This is a genomic window from Mycolicibacterium iranicum (assembly GCF_002101705.1).
Lineage (GTDB): Bacteria > Actinomycetota > Actinomycetes > Mycobacteriales > Mycobacteriaceae > Mycobacterium > Mycobacterium iranicum.
This window is the reverse complement of the sequence record NZ_LQPC01000073.1, coordinates 58,413-75,719: the sequence shown is the minus strand read 5'-3', so window position 1 is coordinate 75,719 and position 17,307 is coordinate 58,413. Positions and strand designations below refer to the sequence as shown.

Sequence of the window (17,307 nt, the reverse complement as noted above, 5' to 3'; positions counted from 1 at the left end):
GGGAATTACGTGACGGCGGGTGAGGAATTACGTGACGGACAACCCCTCATACCTGGGGAATTACGTGACTGCTGACATCAACGTGCGCGTGGCCTTCTCCAGCACGGCCTGCGACTCGTTCGGATCGGCCGCTTTCTCGGCTCGCTTCACCGCAGACGAAATGGTCATTCCCTTGGCGTATCCGTCGACCACACGAGGGTCGACATACGACGCTCGGGCCACCGCGGGGGTGTTTCCGAGCTCCCCGGAGACCTCTTTCATCACCGCCGAAGTCTCCTTCTTGATCCTGGTCGGCGAGGTGGGCTCCTTCGCGCTCGCAAACGCCGCTGCCGCCAGCACCGTGCCGTGCCAGGTGCGGAGATCCTTGACGGTGAACTCCTCTCCCACGAGCTCCTTGAAACGTGCGTTGAGATCGTCGGCGCGGACGTCCACCCAGGCACCGTCGGCTCCACCCCGGCAGACCAGCAGCCGCTCGGACCCGCCGTTGCGTCGCATCAAAGACTTCACGGCGCGCACGACCTCGGGATCCTCGATCTCGATGCTGCGCTGCACACCGCTCTTAGCGGGATACTCGAACGCCACCACTCCCTTACGCAACGTCACGTGCTCACAGAGCAGCGTCGCCAGCCCGTAGTGCTCGAACTCCTCGGCGGACTGTTCGCCGCCGGCACGGAAATATCCCCGGTCCAGCAGCTGAAGCGCGAGGGCCAGCACGCGGTCGCGGGTCAGTCCTCGGGCGGACAGATCCTTGGACACCTGGGCGCGCCACTCCGGAAGCCTGGTCGACAGTTCCAGCACACGATCGAACTTCTCTTCGGCCCGTTCCTGCTGCCACCGCTCGTGATAGAGGTACTGGCGCCGACCTGCGACGTCCGTGCCGACCGCTTGGATGTGCCCGCTCGGCGTCGGGCTGATCCACACGTTCTTCCACGCCGGCGGAATCACCAGGTCTTTGATGCGTTGCGCGGTGTCGTCGTCGGCGAGGAGTTCGCCGTCGGGACCGTAGTAGGCAAACCCCTTGCCGCGGCGCTTCCTGACAATGCCCGCCGAATTCAATTTGCTACGTGTGAGCCGCACAATCGGGGACCTCTCAGGACCGTGACCTTACCCCGCCGGGGTGCCCAATCCTCGTGTCGCCCAAACTATTACCCCTGCTCAGGGCTGCAATATGACCTTGACGGCACCGTCCTGCTTGTTCTGGAAGATGTCGTAGGCGTGCGGCGCCTCGTCCAGGGGAAGCACATGGGTGGCGAACGTGTCCACGCCCAGGGGGTCGGAATCGGTGAGTAGCGGCATGATGTCGTCGACCCACCTCTTCACATTGGCCTGTCCCATCCGTAGCTGAATTTGCTTGTCGAACAGGGTCAGCATCGGCAACGGATCGGCCATCCCGCCGTAGACGCCGATCAGCGACAGCGTGCCGCCGCGCCGCACACAGTCGATGGCCGAGTACAACGCGTCGAGCCGGTCGACCCCGGCCTTCTGCATCATCGGCTTCGCAACGGCGTCGGGAAGCAGGGCGGCGGCGCGCTGAGCGACCTTGGCCACCGGGGAGCCGTGCGACTCCATGCCGACGGCGTCGATCACCGCGTCGCTCCCGCGCCCCTGGGTGAGCCTGCGCACCTCGTCGCCGACGGACCCGTCGACATTGCCGGCGTCGATGGTGTGGATTCCGCGGGCGATCGCCCGCTCAAGCCGCTCAGGAACCATGTCGACCGCGAACACCTGGTAGCCCAGATGCTGGGCGATCCGTGCGGCCATGTCCCCGATGGGGCCCAGTCCGAGGACAGTGACGGTGCCACCTTCGGGAATGCCTGCATAGGCGACGGCCTGCCATGCGGTCGGCAGCACGTCGGACAGGTATACGAAACGCGAATCCGGCGGTCCCTCAGGAACTTTGATGTGGGTGAACTGCGCCTGCGGGACACGCAGATACTCGGCTTGGCCGCCGGGAATCGAGCCGTACAGCTCCGAATAGCCGAACAGCGCCGCGCCCATCCCCTGGTCCCGTACCTGCGTTGTCTCGCACTGGGTAAACAGCTTCTGGTCGCACATGAAGCAGTGCCCACACGAGATTTGGAACGGGATGACCACCCGGTCACCCACCGCGAGGTTGGTCACCGCGGAGCCCACCTCCCGCACGATGCCCATCGGCTCGTGCCCGAGCACGTCGCCCTCGTTCATAAATGCGCCGAGCACCTCATAGAGATGCAGATCCGATCCGCAGATGTTGGTGGACGTAACCTCGATGATCGCGTCGGTGGGCTCTTTGATTTCGGGGTCGGGGACGGTGTCGACGCGCACGTCGCGCCTACCGTGCCAAGTCACTGCCTTCATGGCCCGTCACTACCCGGTGACGACCCTGCCAAACGTCGCTCACCGGCGTCTGTTTGACGCCAGTGTCGAAGGGCAATGCTGGTCCGCGCGAGGAGGTCCTTGAATGCACGACGAACCGGGCGCCGTCGAGAACGGCAGTGCGGCATTCGAAAACGTGGTGTCGCTGCTCGACTATCCGATGTTCATCGTCACGACGGCATCGGCGGGCCACCTCGCCGGCTGCTTGGTCGGATTCACGTCACAGACAAGCATCAACCCGCCCAAGTTCATGGTGGGCCTGTCCCGCAAGAATCACACGTTCACCGTCGCGAGGAAGGCCGACCACCTCGCGGTGCACCTGCTGCCGAGGGCAGAACTGGACGTGGCGAAGTTGTTCGGTGGCACCACCGGTGACTCGACCGACAAGTTCGTACAGTGTGGCTGGCGCATCGGCCCGGAAGGGATGCCGATACTCGACGCTGCTGCGGCATGGTTCGTCGGCCGTGTCGCACAACGCTTCGACCTGGGAGACCACGTGGGCCACCTCCTCGAGCCCATCAGCGGCCGCGCCCCAGAACAATTGGGCGACCTGATCTCGTTCTCCGATGTCCGCGACATCGAACCCGGACACGACGCATGACTGAATTGACTGCTCTGCCCACGGGCAGTCCCGTCGAGGACCACGGGTATCGGCCTGCGCCGGAAGGGCTGCGCGGCAACATGATCTTCAGCGCCGACGGTGCCGCCGCATTCACCGGCCGTGCCGGACCGCTGTCGTGTCCGGCCGATTTCCAGCTGCTGCTCGCGTTGCGCGCCTACGCGGACGTGGTGTTGGTCGGCGCGGGCACCGCACGGGCGGAGAACTACGGCCCGGTGCGGTTGCGGCCCGAACACCGTGAGCAGAGACGAGAGTTGGGGCTCGGTGAACAGCCACCGCCGATCGCCGTCGTGTCCCAATCGGGTCGGCTGCCCGAGAGCATCTTCGGCTCGCCAACCGCCCCGATCCTCGTCACCAGCGAACGGGGTGCCCGCGAAAATCGCGAAACACGCTGTGAGGTAGTGACGGCCGGAGAAGACACCGTCGATATCGGCGCCGCTGTCAGTCAGCTCCGCCAACAGGGAATGTCGCGGGTGCTCTGCGAGGGTGGGCCGACTCTGCTCGACGAACTCGTCACCGCCGACCTGGTCGACGAGCTTTGCGTCACCCTGGCGCCGCGCCTGGCCGGATACCAGCCGGTGGGGTCAGGAACGCCCGCGGGCCTGACGTCCCCGATCTCGCTGCGGCTGGGGCACGTGCTCGTCAACCCCGACGGTTACCTGTTCCTCAAATACGTCAGGGAGTCAGCCGGGTAGCGTCTCGCCGCCGATGGGGGCGAGCACCTCGCCGTCCTTCTCCTCCAGGTAGGCAATCGCCACGTCGGCCCCCTCTTTGGCGAAGGCCACAACGACCGCCCTGCCGATGCCCGAATCACCGCCGGTGACAAGAGCTTTCCTCCCTGCCAGCAATCCCGTGCCCGTGTAATCGGCCATCTCGTCGCGAGGGCGCTCAGCCATGTCCCCCGTCGCGCCGGGGTAGGGAATCACGGCATCGGGTGTCACATCGTCAGACATGGCGACCACGTACCCGTGGTGAAACGCCCAAAACGGCTATCGCTCGGCTATGCGCTTCGAGAACGGCCACACCAGCCAGAACGTGGCGAACAGCACCAAAGCGCAGCCACCGGCGATCAGCGCCGAATAGAAGCCCGCGACGGCGTCGAAAATGATCATCGTCATGCCGACCACCGCGATCGCCAGCAGGAGCAGACCCGCATAGGCGCACCGATGCGCCGCCCGGACCAGTACGTCGAGGCGGTGCCGACGGAACAAGAACCTGTGCATCGCGACGGGAGCGATCAGTAGCGCGGTCGACGCCACCGCCGCACACACCGTGGCCAGATACACACCCTGCATGTGGTCACCGAGGATTTCGAAACGCTGCTGGAACGGCAGGGTCAGCAGGAACCCCGTCAACAGCTGAACCCCGGTCTGCACCACCCGCAACTCTTGCAGCAGGCTGGCCCAGTTGCGGTCCAGCCGTTGAATTTCGGTCTCGTCGCGCTGGGCCAGGTCCCAGTTCTCATCATCATGGGGCCGGTGATAGGGCCGACCCACCGGGTGCGGATGCTCGGCGTCCATCGACCGATCCTCCCACCAGCAGCCTCGCCGTGTAGCGCGTTTGACTGGCACCTACCGGGGTAGTCGGGTCTGGACCCGAACTGCGCCGCATACGCATTGGAGTGACGATGAGCAAGGTCGCGCGATCCCTGTACACGCCGCTGTCGGTGGCCACCGGCGTCGGAGGTGGCCTGCTGGCCGGTGCGATCTTCGGCCAGGTCTGGAAGCGCATCGGCGACAACGACCCGGAGCCACCCGACGCCAAAGACCTCACCCAGAGCGCCAAGACCGTGTTCGTGGCGGCCGCCATCCAGGGCCTCATCGTGGGCCTCGTTCGCGCCGCGCTCCAACGCGCAGGCGCTCGCGGCTACCGTGCCGTCACCCACGAACTACCGCCGGCTTAGCAAGCTCACGTCGACTTCAAAGGATTTGCACAGCTATCGGTGAGGCCACTCCTAGCAGGCGGTCTCACTGTAAGAGTCATGGCTGGAACCGTAGAGTTTCCCAAAACGCGCAACGTGCTCGGCGGCGAGACGCAGCGAACGTGGCTAACGTCCGTGTTCGCGTTGGCGGCAAGCCTGGCGATGATGCTCGTGGCGTCGCCGGCCACCGTCTCACCTGTCGCCCACTGGGTCGTGTCGTCGATCGCGCTGGCCACCGCGCTGGTGGTCTTCGTGGCCGGCCTGCACGCCTGGGGCGAGATGGTCTCCAGTGCGCAGGCGGCGGGCGTCGTCGAGCGCTGACGCCTACATCCCCAGCGGCGCCAGCACCACCGCTGGCCGCGGCAGACGCCACCGTGCGCACCCCGCGTCCAACGCGTCGTCCACCGCGGATGCGATCGCCTTCAGCTCCTCTGCGCCACCTGCCAACCACCTGCCGGCGGACCCACCCGCCAAGCTGATCCGCGTCAGCTGCAAACCGCAGGTCTTCATCAGCGCCATCCGGCTCAACAATCGTTCCGCCGCAACACCCCATTCGACTGCACCCTGCGAATCATCGACGTCGCAATGCATTCCGACGACATCCAGCCGTCGCTCTCCGAGGACAGCGGGACCCTGATCGTCGAGAAGCACCTGTCTCGGAGGGTCCTCCCACCTCGACAGGACGTCGACGTGCCGCTCGGTCGACACCACGAAGCGCACCACCCCGAGCGCGGCCGCGCGGCGGATCGTGGGCGTCACCGGGTCGCACCGCAGGATCACGTGAACCGGTTGGACGCCACTCGACTCAACCAGGTCCAATTCCTCGTCACCGCATGCCGCCACCGCCAGGCCGTGCGCGCGCACCCATGCGGCCACCCCAGGGTTGCGTAGTGCCGCGGCGGGCACCGCGCATCCGGCCATCGGCAGAATCCGCCGCACCGCGTGCACCGAAGTCGACAGCCGGTGCGGCGCTATTGGGACGTCCACGATCGTCATGAATTCGGTGTACGCCCGTCGGCTGGCAGCAGGGGTCGATCCATACAGATCCTTGACGGAACGCTCCCAGATTTTGACGCCGCGCATCCCACTGCATGGAGTCCGTAAAAACTCCGGCGACCGGCGTCAAGAAACCGTTAACGCCCAGCTCAGGCGCCCTGCTTCGGGCATACGTTGGCGTGCGCATCCCGCCACCACCGGCGGGGGCGTAAACGAACGCAGGAGCACTGATACCCGATGGCTGTTTTCTTCTATGTCCTGTTGACGGTGGCGGTGTTCGCACTGCTCGCCGGGGCAGTGAAGGTGCTGGAGCGATGAGCGTCGCCAATACCGTCGGGCTGATCCTTGCGATCGCGATCGGCATCTTCCTTTTCGTCACCCTCTTCCTTCCCGAGAGGTTCTAGTGAGCAGCACCACCGCGGGAATCCTGTTCCTGGTCTCCCTCGTCGTCGCCCTTGCTGCCGTGCACGTTCCGCTCGGCGACTACATGTACCGCGTGTACTCCTCCACCAAGGACTCACGCATCGAAAAGGGCATCTACCGCATCATCGGTGCCGACCCGAAAGCCGAACAGACCTGGGGCGCGTACGCCCGCAGCGTGCTGGCGTTCTCGGCGATGTCGATCCTGTTCCTGTTCGCGTTCCAGCTCCTGCAGAACTATCTGCCGCTGCACCTGTCCGACCCGGCCACGGAGGTGACGCCGGCGCTGGCGTGGAACACCGCCGTCAGCTTCGTCACCAACACCAACTGGCAGGCGTACTCCGGTGAGTCGACCTACGGCCACCTCGTTCAGATGGCCGGACTGGCGGTGCAGAACTTCGTTTCCGCCGCCGTCGGCATGTCCGTCGCCGTGGCCGTGATGCGCGGTTTCGTGCGTACCCGCACCGGCGATCTGGGCAACTTCTGGATCGACCTGGTGCGAGGCACGCTGCGTATCCTGCTCCCGATTTCGGTCGTCGCCGCGATCGCGCTCGTCGCTGGAGGCGCCATCCAGAATTTCTCGCTGCACTCCCAGGTGGTCGACACCGTTGCCGGTGCGCAGCAGACGATTCCGGGTGGCCCGGTCGCCAGCCAGGAGGCCATCAAGAACCTCGGCACCAATGGCGGCGGCTTCTTCAACGTCAACGCGGCGCACCCTTTTGAGAACCCGACGACGTGGACGAACTGGATCATCATCTTCCTGCTGCTGGTGATCGCCTTCTCCCTGCCGCGCACGTTCGGCCGGATGGTCGGCAGCACCAAGCAGGGTCTGGCGATCGTAGCGGTTCAGGCGTCCCTGGCGACCATCAGCTGGGCGGCGATCCTGTGGACCCAGCTGCAACACCACGGCACGGTGCCCACCGCTGTCAACGCAGCGATGGAAGGTGTGGAACAGCGCTTCGGCGTTGCCAACTCCGCGATCTTCGCCGCATCCACGACCTTGACGTCGACAGGTTCGGTCAACTCGTTCCACGACTCCTACACCAGCCTCGGCGGAATGGTCCTGCTGCTGAACATGCAACTCGGCGAAATCGCGCCTGGCGGAGTCGGATCCGGCCTCTATGGCATGCTCGTGCTGGCAGCCATAACGGTTTTCGTCGCCGGGCTGATGGTCGGTCGCACCCCCGAATACCTGGGCAAGAAGATCACCCCGCGTGAGATCAAGCTCGCCGCAACCTATTTCCTGGTCACGCCATTGATCGTGCTCACTGGCACCGCACTGGCCATGGCGTTGCCCGGGCAACGGGCCGGCATGCTCAACACCGGTCCGCACGGCCTGTCGGAAGTGCTCTACGCATTCACCTCGGCGGGCAACAACAATGGATCCGCGTTCGCGGGCATCACCGTCAACACCGATTGGTACAACACCGCGCTCGGGCTGGCGATGGCGTTCGGCCGTTTCCTGCCGATCATCCTGGTGCTCGCACTCGCCGGCTCACTGGCCAAACAAGGTCACACGCCGGAATCTGTCGGAACACTGCCGACCCACCGGCCCCAGTTCGTCGGAATGGTCTCCGGCGTCACGCTGATCCTGGTCGCGCTGACGTTCCTGCCCATGCTCGCGCTGGGACCCCTTGCAGAAGGACTCCACTGAAATGACGGTCACCATGATTGAGTCGGCCAACACCCGTGCCGCCGAAAAGAAGAAGCGCGAGAAGTCGCGTGTTGGAGGCGGACTGCTCGACCCCAAGATGCTCTGGAAGTCGGCGCCCGACGCGCTGCGCAAGCTCGACCCGCGCACGCTGTGGCGCAACCCGGTGATGTACATCGTCGAGCTCGGCGCGGCGTGGAGCACCGTCCTCGCTTTCCTCGACCCATCGTGGTTCGCCTGGCTCATCGTGTTCTGGCTCTGGGCGACCGTCATCTTCGCCAACCTCGCCGAGGCCGTTGCCGAAGGGCGCGGCAAGGCGCAGGCCGATACCCTGCGAAAGGCCAAGTCCGACACGGTGGCCCGACGTCTGATGTCGTGGGAGCCCGGCAAGCCGGGCACCGAGGAGCAGGTGGCCGCCCCTCTGCTCGCCCAGGGCGATTACGTCGTGGTCGAAGCAGGAGGTGTCATACCGGGCGACGGTGACGTCGTGGAAGGCATTGCCTCGGTGGATGAATCGGCCATCACGGGCGAGTCGGCACCGGTGATCCGCGAGTCCGGCGGCGACCGGTCGGCGGTCACCGGCGGCACCACCGTGCTGTCCGACCGCATCGTCGTGAAGATCACCCAGAAGCCGGGTGAGAGCTTCGTCGACCGGATGATCGCGCTCGTCGAGGGCGCCAACCGGCAGAAGACGCCCAACGAGATCGCCCTGAACATCCTGCTGAGCGCGCTGACGATCATCTTCGTGTTCGCCGTCGCGACGCTGCAGCCATTGGCGATCTTCTCCAAGGCCAACAATCCAGGCGTACCGGACACACTGGCACTCGACGGCAACGGCGTCACCGGCATCGTCATGGTCGCGCTGCTGGTGTGCCTGATCCCGACCACCATCGGGGCTCTGCTGTCGGCGATCGGTATCGCCGGCATGGACCGGCTGGTGCAGCGCAACGTGCTGGCGATGTCGGGTCGCGCCGTCGAGGCCGCCGGTGACGTCAACACGCTGCTGCTCGACAAGACCGGCACCATCACGCTGGGCAACCGGCAGGCCAGCGACTTCTTTCCGCTCTCGAACGTCGACATCGACACGCTCGCCGACGCCGCGCAGCTGTCCAGCCTGGCCGACGAAACCCCTGAGGGTCGCTCGATCGTTGTGCACGCCAAAGAGGCTCACGGGCTGCGCGCCCGCCACCCGGGAGAACTCTCCGGCGCGCACTGGGTCGAATTCAGCGCCACCACAAGGATGTCCGGCGTCGATCTCGAAGACGGACAGTCGCTGCGCAAGGGCGCAGCCGCATCCGTCGCGGAATGGGTGCGCAACCACGGCGGTGAGGTACCCACCGAACTGACCGACATCGTCAACGAGGTGTCCGGCTCCGGCGGCACCCCGCTCGTCGTCGGTCGCGTGCACGGTGGCGACGCGCACGTGCTCGGCGTCATCGCGCTCAAAGATGTCGTCAAGCAGGGCATGCGGGAACGCTTCGACGAGATGCGCCGCATGGGTATTCGCACCGTGATGATCACCGGCGACAACCCTTTGACCGCCAAGGCGATCGCCGACGAGGCCGGCGTCGACGACTTCCTCGCCGAAGCGACGCCGGAGGACAAGCTCGCGCTGATCAAGAAGGAGCAGGCCGGCGGCCGGCTCGTCGCCATGACCGGCGACGGCACCAACGACGCTCCTGCGCTGGCTCAGGCCGACGTGGGTGTCGCGATGAATACGGGCACCTCCGCGGCCAAAGAAGCTGGCAACATGGTCGACCTCGACTCCGATCCGACGAAGCTGATCGAGATCGTCGAGATCGGCAAGCAGCTCCTCATCACCCGCGGCGCGCTAACCACGTTCTCCATCGCCAACGACATCGCCAAGTACTTCGCCATCATTCCGGCGTTGTTCGTGACGCTGTTCCCCGGCCTGGACCTGCTCAACGTGATGCGGCTGCACAGCCCGCAGTCAGCGATCCTGTCGGCGGTCATCTTCAACGCAATCGTCATCGTCGCGCTCATTCCGCTGGCACTGCGGGGCGTCCAGTACACCCCGGCCAGTGCGTCAAAGCTGTTGAGCCGCAACCTGTCCATCTACGGGCTCGGCGGCATCGTCGCGCCGTTCATCGGCATCAAACTGATCGACCTGGTTGTCCAACTCTTCCCCGGGATGTCCTGACATGAAGTTCTCTGTTCTGGTTCGTCAACACTTTGCCGCGCTGCGCGCGCTGCTGGTCCTCACCGTCATCACCGGGCTGGCCTACCCCGTCCTCGTGTGGGCCATCGCGCAGCTGCCCGGACTCGACACCAAAGCGAATGGCTCGATCGTCGAGGTCGACGGAAAAGCCCTGGGCAGCAACCTGATCGGGCAGCTGTTCACCGACGCCGACGGCAATCCGCTGCCGCAGTACTTCCAGTCCCGCCCGTCAGCGGCGGGTGACGGGTACGCCCCGCTGTCGACCAGCGCGTCCAACCTCGGCCCCGAGGACATCGTCGACACAGCCGATCGCACCAGTCTGCTGACCGCCGTGTGCAGTCGCAGCCTGGCTGTCGGAGAACTCGACGGCGCCAATGGCGCACGCCCGTTCTGCACCGGCGACGGTGTCGGCGCGGTGCTGTCGGTGATCGGGCCGCGCGACGCAGCAGGCAATGTGGTCAACCCGACCAGGGTCGTCAGCGTCAACCAGCTGTGCGAGAACACCACAACGCCGTTCCTGGACACCTACGAGGGCGTGCGGGTGCAGTGCAACGACGGCAGCGACTTCTCACAGGGCCAGATCGTCGCGATCCGCGGCGCGGCGCCCGCCGACCCGGCCGTGCCCGCCGATGCGGTGACAGCCAGCGGCAGTGGTCTGGATCCGCACATCTCACCGGCCTACGCCGAGCTACAGGTCAACCGGGTCGCCGAGGCTCGCGGTATCAGCGCGGACGAGGTACGCGCACTGGTCGCCGACCACACCGAGGGACGCTGGCTGGGCTTCCTCGGCGAGCCGCGGGTCAACGTGCTGGAACTGAACCTGGCCCTCGACAGCCGAGGGTGACGGGCAATCCCGGGAATCGCGCCGACGATGAGCACACCACCAGGCACCGGCGTGGATGATGAAGTGGTGGCGACACCGCACCATCGGCCGAAACGGGGTGAGCTGCGCATCTATCTGGGCGCGGCTCCCGGTGTCGGCAAGACCTACGCGATGCTCGGCGAGGCGCGCCGACGCCTCGAGCGCGGCACCGATCTCGTCGCCGCCGTCGTGGAGACCCACGGCAGAAAAAAGACCGCCGAGCTGCTCGAAGGCATCGAAGTCGTTCCCCCGCGGTACATCGACTACCGCGGGGGAACCTTCCCCGAACTCGACGTGCCGGCCGTCATCGCCCGCGACCCCGACGTCGTCCTGGTCGACGAATTGGCCCACACCAACACCCCGGGCAGCAAGAATCCCAAACGCTGGCAGGACGTCGAGGAACTGCTCAACGCCGGAATCAACGTCATCTCCACAGTCAATGTGCAGCACCTCGAGAGCCTCAACGACGTCGTCACCCAGATCACCGGCATCGAGCAGAAAGAAAAGGTGCCCGACGAAGTCGTCCGCAACGCCTCGCAGGTCGAGCTGGTCGACATCACGCCGGAAGCACTGCGGCGCAGGCTCGCACATGGAAACGTCTACGCGCCCGAACGGATCGATGCGGCGCTGTCGAACTACTTCCGACGCGGAAACCTCACGGCGCTAAGGGAACTGGCGTTGCTGTGGCTGGCCGACCAGGTCGACGCCGCACTGGAGAAATACCGGGCCGACAACCAGATCACCGCCACGTGGGAAGCCCGAGAGCGTGTCGTCGTCGCGGTGACCGGAGGCCCGGAGTCGGAGACTTTGGTACGCAGGGCGTCTCGCATCGCATCAAAGTCCAGCGCCGAACTCATGGTCGTCCACGTGGTTCGCGGTGACGGCCTGGCCGGAATCTCTGCGCCGCAGATGGGCAAGGTCCGCGAGCTTGCGACATCGTTGGGCGCCACCCTGCACTCCGTCGTCGGTGACGACGTCCCCGCGGCGCTGCTGGAGTTCGCCCGCGAAATGAACGCCACCCAGCTGGTTCTGGGCACATCCCGGCGGTCGCGGTGGGCCCGTATCTTCGACGAAGGTATCGGCGCCACCGTGGTGCAACAGTCGGGCAGCATCGACGTCCACATGGTCACCCACGATCAGGCCCGCGGTGAATCACTTTGGTCGCGAATCACACCACGGGACCGCCACGCCATGTCCTGGATCGCCGCCGTCGTCGTGCCCGTCGCGATCTGCGCCCTCAACGTCGCGATTCTGGACATCTTTCTCGGTGTCAGTGGCGAGAGCGCGGTCTTCTTCATCGGCGTGCTGGTCGTCGCCCTGCTGGGCGGCGTGGCACCGGCGGCCCTGTCGGCGGTGCTGTCGGGCCTGCTGCTGAACTACTTCCTGGTCGAGCCCCGCTACACGTTCACGATCAACGAACCCGACAGCGCGATCACCATCGTCGTGCTGCTGGCGGTGGCGGTTGCCGTGGCCGCGCTCGTCGACGGTGCCGCCAAGCGTGCCCGCGAAGCCCGAAGCGCCGCACAGGAAGCCGAACTGCTGGCCCTGTTCGCCGGCTCGGTCCTGCGCGGTGCCGACCTCAACACCCTCCTCGAACGCGTCCGCGAGACGTATGCGCAGCAATCGGTGAGCCTGCTCCGCGACGGACCAGATGGCCATGCGATCGTGGGATGCGTGGGCTCCACGCCCTGCGTGGACGTCGATACCGCCGACACAGCCATCGAGGTCGGCGACAACGAGTTCTGGATGCTGCTCTCCGGCCACAAACTCGCCGCGCGCGATCGCCGGGTGCTCGGTGCGGTCGCCAAGCAAGCCGCCGGACTGGCCACGCAGCAAGCGCTGACCGAGGAGGCCGACAAAGCCGCCGCCATCGCCAGAGCCGACGAGCTGCGCCGGTCACTCCTATCGGCTGTGAGCCACGATCTGCGCACACCGCTGGCGGCTGCCAAAGCGTCGGTGTCGAGCCTGCGCAGTAGCGATGTCGACTTCTCCGCCGAAGACACCGCCGAGCTGCTGGCCACCGTGGAGGAATCGATCGATCAGCTGACCGCGCTGGTGGGCAACCTGCTCGACTCCTCACGGTTGGCGGCCGGCGCCGTCAAACCCGAGCTTCGCGAGGTCTACCTCGAGGAGGCCGTACCGCGCGCCCTCCTCAGCATCACCCGCGGCAACACCGGGCTGCGCGCCGGGCTGGAGCGGGTGAAGGTGGAAGTCGACGGCGCCGTCGTCATGGCCGACAGCGGGCTGCTCGAACGCGTCCTGGCCAACGTCATCGACAACGCCGTGCGTTACGCACACGACGGCCCGATCCGCGTGACTGCCGGCCGCATCCGCGATCGAGTGCTGATCGCGGTGGCCGACGAAGGGCCAGGGATCGCCCGCGGCGCCGAGACGCAGCTGTTCGCCCCCTTCCAGAGACTCGGCGACCAGGACACCAGCAGCGGTGTCGGACTTGGCCTTTCGGTCGCTCGCGGCTTTGTGGAAGCGATGGGCGGCACGATCTCGGCGTCGGACACCCCCGGCGGCGGATTGACAGTCGAAATCGACCTGGCAGCCGGCGGCGCGTCATGACCACGACGCCGGTGAAGACGCGTGTCCTGGTGATCGACGACGAGCCGCAGATTTTGCGCGCTCTGCGGATTAACCTCTCGGTTCGCGGCTACGAGGTACTGACGGCGGCCACAGGCACCGAAGCGCTGAAACTGGCCGCCGAACGGCGACCCGACGTCATCGTCCTCGATCTCGGACTGCCCGACATGTCGGGCATCGAGGTGCTCGGCGGCCTGCGGGGGTGGCTCACGGCACCGGTGATCGTGCTGTCCGCTCGCAGCGACTCGCTGGACAAGGTCGAAGCACTCGACGCGGGCGCCGACGACTACGTCACCAAACCCTTTGGCATGGACGAGTTCCTGGCCCGGCTGCGCGCCGCGGTGCGCCGGGGCGCTGCCGCTGCGGAGACAGACGAGCCGGTGATCGAGACGTCGTCGTTCACGGTGGACCTGGCCGCCAAGAAGGTCACGAAGAACGGCGCCGAGGTGCACCTGACACCGACCGAGTGGGGCATGCTCGAAATGCTCGTCCGCAACCGCGGCAAGCTCGTCGGCCGCGAGGAACTCCTCAAAGAGGTGTGGGGCCCGACGTACGCGAAGGAAACCCATTATTTGCGAGTCTATTTGGCGCAGCTTCGGCGAAAGCTCGAAGATGATCCGTCGCACCCGGTGCACCTGCTGACCGAGGCCGGGATGGGCTACCGCTTCCAGGAGTGACGCTACTCGCGATGGACGCCACGACCGCGCCACCGGTCGAGGAGCGCCGGAATCTCGGCGAGCAGGAAAGTGTAGAAGTCCCGCATCTCGGTCAACCGCTGCTCGGCAAGGCTCCCGCGATCAGCCACCGCTATCCCTGCCTCTGCAGCCGCCAGCATGCCCGTCAGCGTCTCGTTCTGATGCGTGAACAACACCGCCCACGCATCGCTGCGAAGCCGGAAATGGTCACGCCGACTCCCCGGCATCGGCACCTGCTCGGCCAGTCCGACTGAGGTCAGCGTCTTGAGAGCTCCTGAGATCGACCCCGAACTGGCGTGCAGGATGTCGGCCAACTCGGCCATGGTGACCGTCGCCTGCTCGGTGAACAACAACGTGGCCAGAACGCGGGCGGTCATTCGCTGCAGACCGTGACGGGTCAGGACCAGCGCGAGCTCTTCTGCGGCAGACTGCAGATCAGGCACCTGCGCCATGGGTGAAAGCCTCTCTCCAAAAACAAGCTTCAATATTCTCTGAAAGTTTAGTAGCCTCTTCTTCGGCGCTCCGGGAAGTCTGGTCGGAACTTGAGAATGCACTCTGCGTGCCGCCGGTACGCAGAGCCGACTGACGGAGCCCCAATGACCGACCCTGCAAGTACCTCGGCCCGAACCGATGTCATCGATGTCCGTGGGTTGACCTTCCGATACCCCGGATCGCCCAGACCGGCGCTGCAGGACATGAACTTCGCAGTCGGCCCCGGAGAGATCTTCGGCTTCCTCGGGCCGAGCGGCTCGGGGAAGTCCACCACCCAAAAGCTGCTCATCGGCTTGCTCCGCGGCCACGGAGGCGATGTGTCGGTGTGGGGTAGAGAGCCGACTGCATGGGGTCCGCGCTTCTACGAGCGCGTCGGAGTCTCGTTTGAAATGCCCAACCATTACCTCAAGCTCACCGGATTGGAGAACCTGCGCTTCTTCGCCTCTCTCCAATCGGGAGCGACGCTGGATCCTCGCGAACTGCTCGACGCCGTCGGCTTGGCGGACGCCGCACATACGCGAGTGGGCAAGTACTCCAAGGGCATGCGGATGCGGCTGACGTTCGCACGCTCGTTGATCAACGACCCCGAATTGCTGTTTCTCGACGAGCCGACGTCGGGCCTCGATCCCGTCAACGCACGCACCGTCAAGGACATGATCCTCGACCTCAAGGCACGCGGACGCACGATCTTTCTCACCACGCACGACATGGCCACCGCCGATGAGCTCTGTGACCGCGTGGCATTCGTCGTCGACGGGCGCATCGCCGCGCTGGACAGTCCCGCCGAGCTGAAGATCGCCCGAAGCAGACGCATCGTCGAAGTCGGTTATCGGACAGTTGACGGCACCCTGACGACAACGGAATTCACCCTGGACGGACTTGCCGACAACGCCGACTTCCACGACGTTCTCCGCCATCAACGGATAGAGACGATGCACAGCACAGAAGCCAGCCTGGACGACGTGTTCGTCGACGTGACCGGCAGGACACTGGGATGACGCGTCTGGTGAGCACGGTGAAGCTGGAGACGACGATGATGGTGCGGCAGGGCTTCGCAGCGGCCGCGGTGATCTCCGGGTTGCTGTGGCTGACGGTGTTGTTGCCGATGCCCCACGATCTGCGCCCGATCGTCGAACCTTATGTGCTCATCGGTGACATCACGATCATCGGATTCTTCTTCATCGGCGCATCGGTGTTCTACGAGAAGCAGGAGGGCACCCTTCACGCCGTCGTGTGTTCGCCGATGCGGTTCTGGGAGTATCTTCTCGCCAAGATCGTTGTCCTGATGGCAATCTCGCTGTTTGTGGCGATGATCGTCGTGACAGTGGTCAACGGAACCGATTACCGCGCAATACCGGTGCTGGCCGGCGTCACCCTGGGCACGGTGGTGATGCTGCTGACCGGGTTCGCATCATCGCTGCCGTTCACCTCGGTGAGCGACTGGTTTCTCGCCACCACGATTCCGCTGGCGCTGCTGGCGCTACCGATCCTTCACCTGTCCGGGGTGTGGCCCAGTCCCTTGCTCTACCTCATTCCCACACAGGGGCCGCTACTGCTCTTCGGCACGGCGTTCGATCAAATAGCGCTCGCCCCATGGCAAATGGTCTACGCCCTCATCTACCCCCTGCTGTGCAGCGCAGGGCTTTACGTCCTGGCGCGCAGACTGTTCGTCCAGCACGTCATCGAGCGAGCGCAATGATGCCTGATCGCTCAGTGCTTCGCGCCTGGATATCGTTCGGCCGCAATGATCTTCGTGGGACCTACCGAGACCCGCTCCTCGTCATGCTTGTGCTCGCTCCCGTGATCTGGACCGGCGGCACCGTCCTCCTCATCCCACCCCTCACCGATACCCTGCTGCGGCGCTACGACTTCAACCTCGTGCCCTACTACCCGCTCGTCATCACCGCGCTGCTGCTGCTCACCAGCATCATCATCGCCGGAGCGCTCGCGGCATTCCTGGTCCTCGACGAAGTCGACAGCGGCACCTTGACGGTGTTGCGCGTCGCGCCGGTGCCCTTGGGCGCGTTTTTGTCCTACCGCGCGGCGACCGTCGTCGCCGTCACCACCGCCTACGTCGTGACCACGATGACTTTCAGCGGACTTCTGCGGCCAGGCCTGACCCTGACACTGGTGCCGATCGGGATGGTCGCCGGATTCGCCGCCGTCGTCACGATGTTGACGATCGTCGCGGTGGCCAACAACAAGATCCAGGGCATTGCCATGGTGCGACTGCACGGCATCATCATCGCCGGGCTTCCGTGCCTGCCATGGTTCGTCGACTCGGCCTGGAACCTGGCATTCGGGGTCCTGCCGCCCTACTGGGCAGCGAAAGCCTTCTGGGTCGCCACCGCCGGCGGGCTCTGGTGGCCGTACCTACTCGCGGGAGTTGCGTACAACCTCGCGCTGGCGTGGCCACTGTACCGACACGTCATGACCAAGAAGGCCGCCTGACCAGTCCGTCGTCATCGGAACGTCAAGAAACGACGGCCGGCCGTTTGGATGCCGTAAAGATTGTGGCGAGCAAGCCA

At 65.5% G+C, this 17,307-nt stretch carries 18 protein-coding genes and 1 pseudogene; 13 read left to right on the top strand and 6 right to left on the bottom strand.

The window, feature by feature from the left end:
• Positions 1–60: 60 nt before the first annotated feature.
• Positions 61–1,077, bottom strand: a complete 1,017-nt coding sequence (locus tag AWC12_RS29000; protein WP_085178303.1) for a DNA topoisomerase IB — start codon at positions 1,075–1,077, stop codon at positions 61–63.
• A gap of 78 nt (positions 1,078–1,155) precedes the next feature.
• The gene (locus AWC12_RS28995; protein ID WP_024448006.1) at positions 1,156–2,337 is read right to left on the bottom strand and encodes a zinc-dependent alcohol dehydrogenase; all 1,182 of its coding nucleotides are present in this window, start codon (positions 2,335–2,337) and stop codon (positions 1,156–1,158) included.
• Between the two features lie 103 nt (positions 2,338–2,440).
• Between AWC12_RS28995 and AWC12_RS28990 the strand changes: the two genes are divergently transcribed.
• Together AWC12_RS28990 and AWC12_RS28985 are read left to right on the top strand one after the other, a co-directional pair.
• The gene (locus AWC12_RS28990; protein WP_085178302.1) at positions 2,441–2,956 is read left to right on the top strand and encodes a flavin reductase family protein; all 516 of its coding nucleotides are present in this window, start codon (positions 2,441–2,443) and stop codon (positions 2,954–2,956) included.
• Positions 2,953–3,669 (top strand): pyrimidine reductase family protein, encoded by a 717-nt coding sequence (locus AWC12_RS28985; protein WP_085178301.1) that lies wholly within the window; start codon positions 2,953–2,955, stop codon positions 3,667–3,669. Before AWC12_RS28990 ends, AWC12_RS28985 begins: the two co-directional genes overlap by 4 nt.
• Before the next feature lie 33 nt (positions 3,670–3,702).
• On the opposite strand, the pseudogene AWC12_RS28980 reads toward AWC12_RS28985, so the two are convergent.
• Positions 3,703–3,927: pseudogene (locus tag AWC12_RS28980) on the bottom strand (SDR family NAD(P)-dependent oxidoreductase); the annotation flags it as partial.
• Between the two features lie 36 nt (positions 3,928–3,963).
• A complete protein-coding gene (locus AWC12_RS28975; protein ID WP_085178300.1) occupies positions 3,964–4,494 on the bottom strand; it encodes a DUF6328 family protein in 531 nt (176 codons plus the stop codon).
• Positions 4,495–4,601: 107 nt separating this feature from the next.
• Here AWC12_RS28975 and AWC12_RS28970 point away from each other — a divergent pair, with 107 nt between their 5' ends.
• On the top strand, positions 4,602–4,877 hold the full coding sequence (locus AWC12_RS28970) for a DUF4235 domain-containing protein (protein WP_024448011.1): 276 nt from the start codon (positions 4,602–4,604) through the stop codon (positions 4,875–4,877).
• A gap of 78 nt (positions 4,878–4,955) precedes the next feature.
• Complete coding sequence (locus AWC12_RS28965; RefSeq protein ID WP_085178299.1) at positions 4,956–5,216, top strand: hypothetical protein; 261 nt, start codon at positions 4,956–4,958, stop codon at positions 5,214–5,216.
• Positions 5,217–5,219: 3 nt separating this feature from the next.
• Here AWC12_RS28965 and AWC12_RS28960 read toward each other — a convergent pair whose 3' ends face one another.
• Positions 5,220–5,891 (bottom strand): type III PLP-dependent enzyme domain-containing protein, encoded by a 672-nt coding sequence (locus AWC12_RS28960; protein WP_036465583.1) that lies wholly within the window; start codon positions 5,889–5,891, stop codon positions 5,220–5,222.
• A 314-nt stretch (positions 5,892–6,205) separates the two neighbouring features.
• On the opposite strand from AWC12_RS28960, the gene AWC12_RS28955 reads away from it, so the two are divergent.
• Genes AWC12_RS28955 through AWC12_RS28930 form a run of 6 tightly spaced genes read left to right on the top strand, consistent with a single transcriptional unit; the run spans position 6,206 to position 14,269 of the window.
• Complete coding sequence (locus AWC12_RS28955; protein WP_081660082.1) at positions 6,206–6,295, top strand: potassium-transporting ATPase subunit F; 90 nt, start codon at positions 6,206–6,208, stop codon at positions 6,293–6,295.
• Positions 6,295–7,965 carry a potassium-transporting ATPase subunit KdpA gene (gene kdpA / locus AWC12_RS28950; RefSeq protein WP_085178298.1) on the top strand — a complete coding sequence of 557 codons (1,671 nt, stop codon included), beginning with the start codon at positions 6,295–6,297 and terminating at the stop codon, positions 7,963–7,965. Before AWC12_RS28955 ends, kdpA begins: the two co-directional genes overlap by 1 nt.
• 1 nt (position 7,966) lies before the next feature.
• The gene (kdpB, locus tag AWC12_RS28945; protein ID WP_085178297.1) at positions 7,967–10,123 is read left to right on the top strand and encodes a potassium-transporting ATPase subunit KdpB; all 2,157 of its coding nucleotides are present in this window, start codon (positions 7,967–7,969) and stop codon (positions 10,121–10,123) included.
• 1 nt (position 10,124) lies between these two features.
• A complete protein-coding gene (locus AWC12_RS28940; protein WP_085178296.1) occupies positions 10,125–10,985 on the top strand; it encodes a potassium-transporting ATPase subunit C in 861 nt (286 codons plus the stop codon).
• 27 nt (positions 10,986–11,012) lie between these two features.
• A complete protein-coding gene (locus AWC12_RS28935) occupies positions 11,013–13,574 on the top strand; it encodes a DUF4118 domain-containing protein (RefSeq protein WP_085178295.1) in 2,562 nt (853 codons plus the stop codon).
• On the top strand, positions 13,571–14,269 hold the full coding sequence (locus tag AWC12_RS28930; protein WP_024448018.1) for a response regulator: 699 nt from the start codon (positions 13,571–13,573) through the stop codon (positions 14,267–14,269). The genes AWC12_RS28935 and AWC12_RS28930 overlap by 4 nt, the downstream gene beginning before the upstream one ends.
• 2 nt (positions 14,270–14,271) lie before the next feature.
• On the opposite strand, the gene AWC12_RS28925 is transcribed toward AWC12_RS28930, so the two are convergent.
• A complete protein-coding gene (locus AWC12_RS28925; RefSeq protein ID WP_085178294.1) occupies positions 14,272–14,739 on the bottom strand; it encodes a GbsR/MarR family transcriptional regulator in 468 nt (155 codons plus the stop codon).
• A gap of 144 nt (positions 14,740–14,883) precedes the next feature.
• Here AWC12_RS28925 and AWC12_RS28920 point away from each other — a divergent pair, with 144 nt between their 5' ends.
• From AWC12_RS28920 to AWC12_RS28910, 3 genes are read left to right on the top strand one after another with little or no spacing between them, the layout of a single operon-like run.
• Positions 14,884–15,777 (top strand): ABC transporter ATP-binding protein, encoded by an 894-nt coding sequence (locus AWC12_RS28920; RefSeq protein ID WP_110808777.1) that lies wholly within the window; start codon positions 14,884–14,886, stop codon positions 15,775–15,777.
• A complete protein-coding gene (locus tag AWC12_RS28915) occupies positions 15,774–16,478 on the top strand; it encodes a fluoroquinolone export ABC transporter permease subunit (RefSeq protein ID WP_085178293.1) in 705 nt (234 codons plus the stop codon). Before AWC12_RS28920 ends, AWC12_RS28915 begins: the two co-directional genes overlap by 4 nt.
• Entirely contained in the window at positions 16,475–17,230 is a 756-nt protein-coding gene (locus tag AWC12_RS28910; RefSeq protein WP_085178292.1) for an Rv2686c family ABC transporter permease subunit, read from the top strand. The genes AWC12_RS28915 and AWC12_RS28910 overlap by 4 nt, the downstream gene beginning before the upstream one ends.
• Positions 17,231–17,307: the final 77 nt, after the last annotated feature.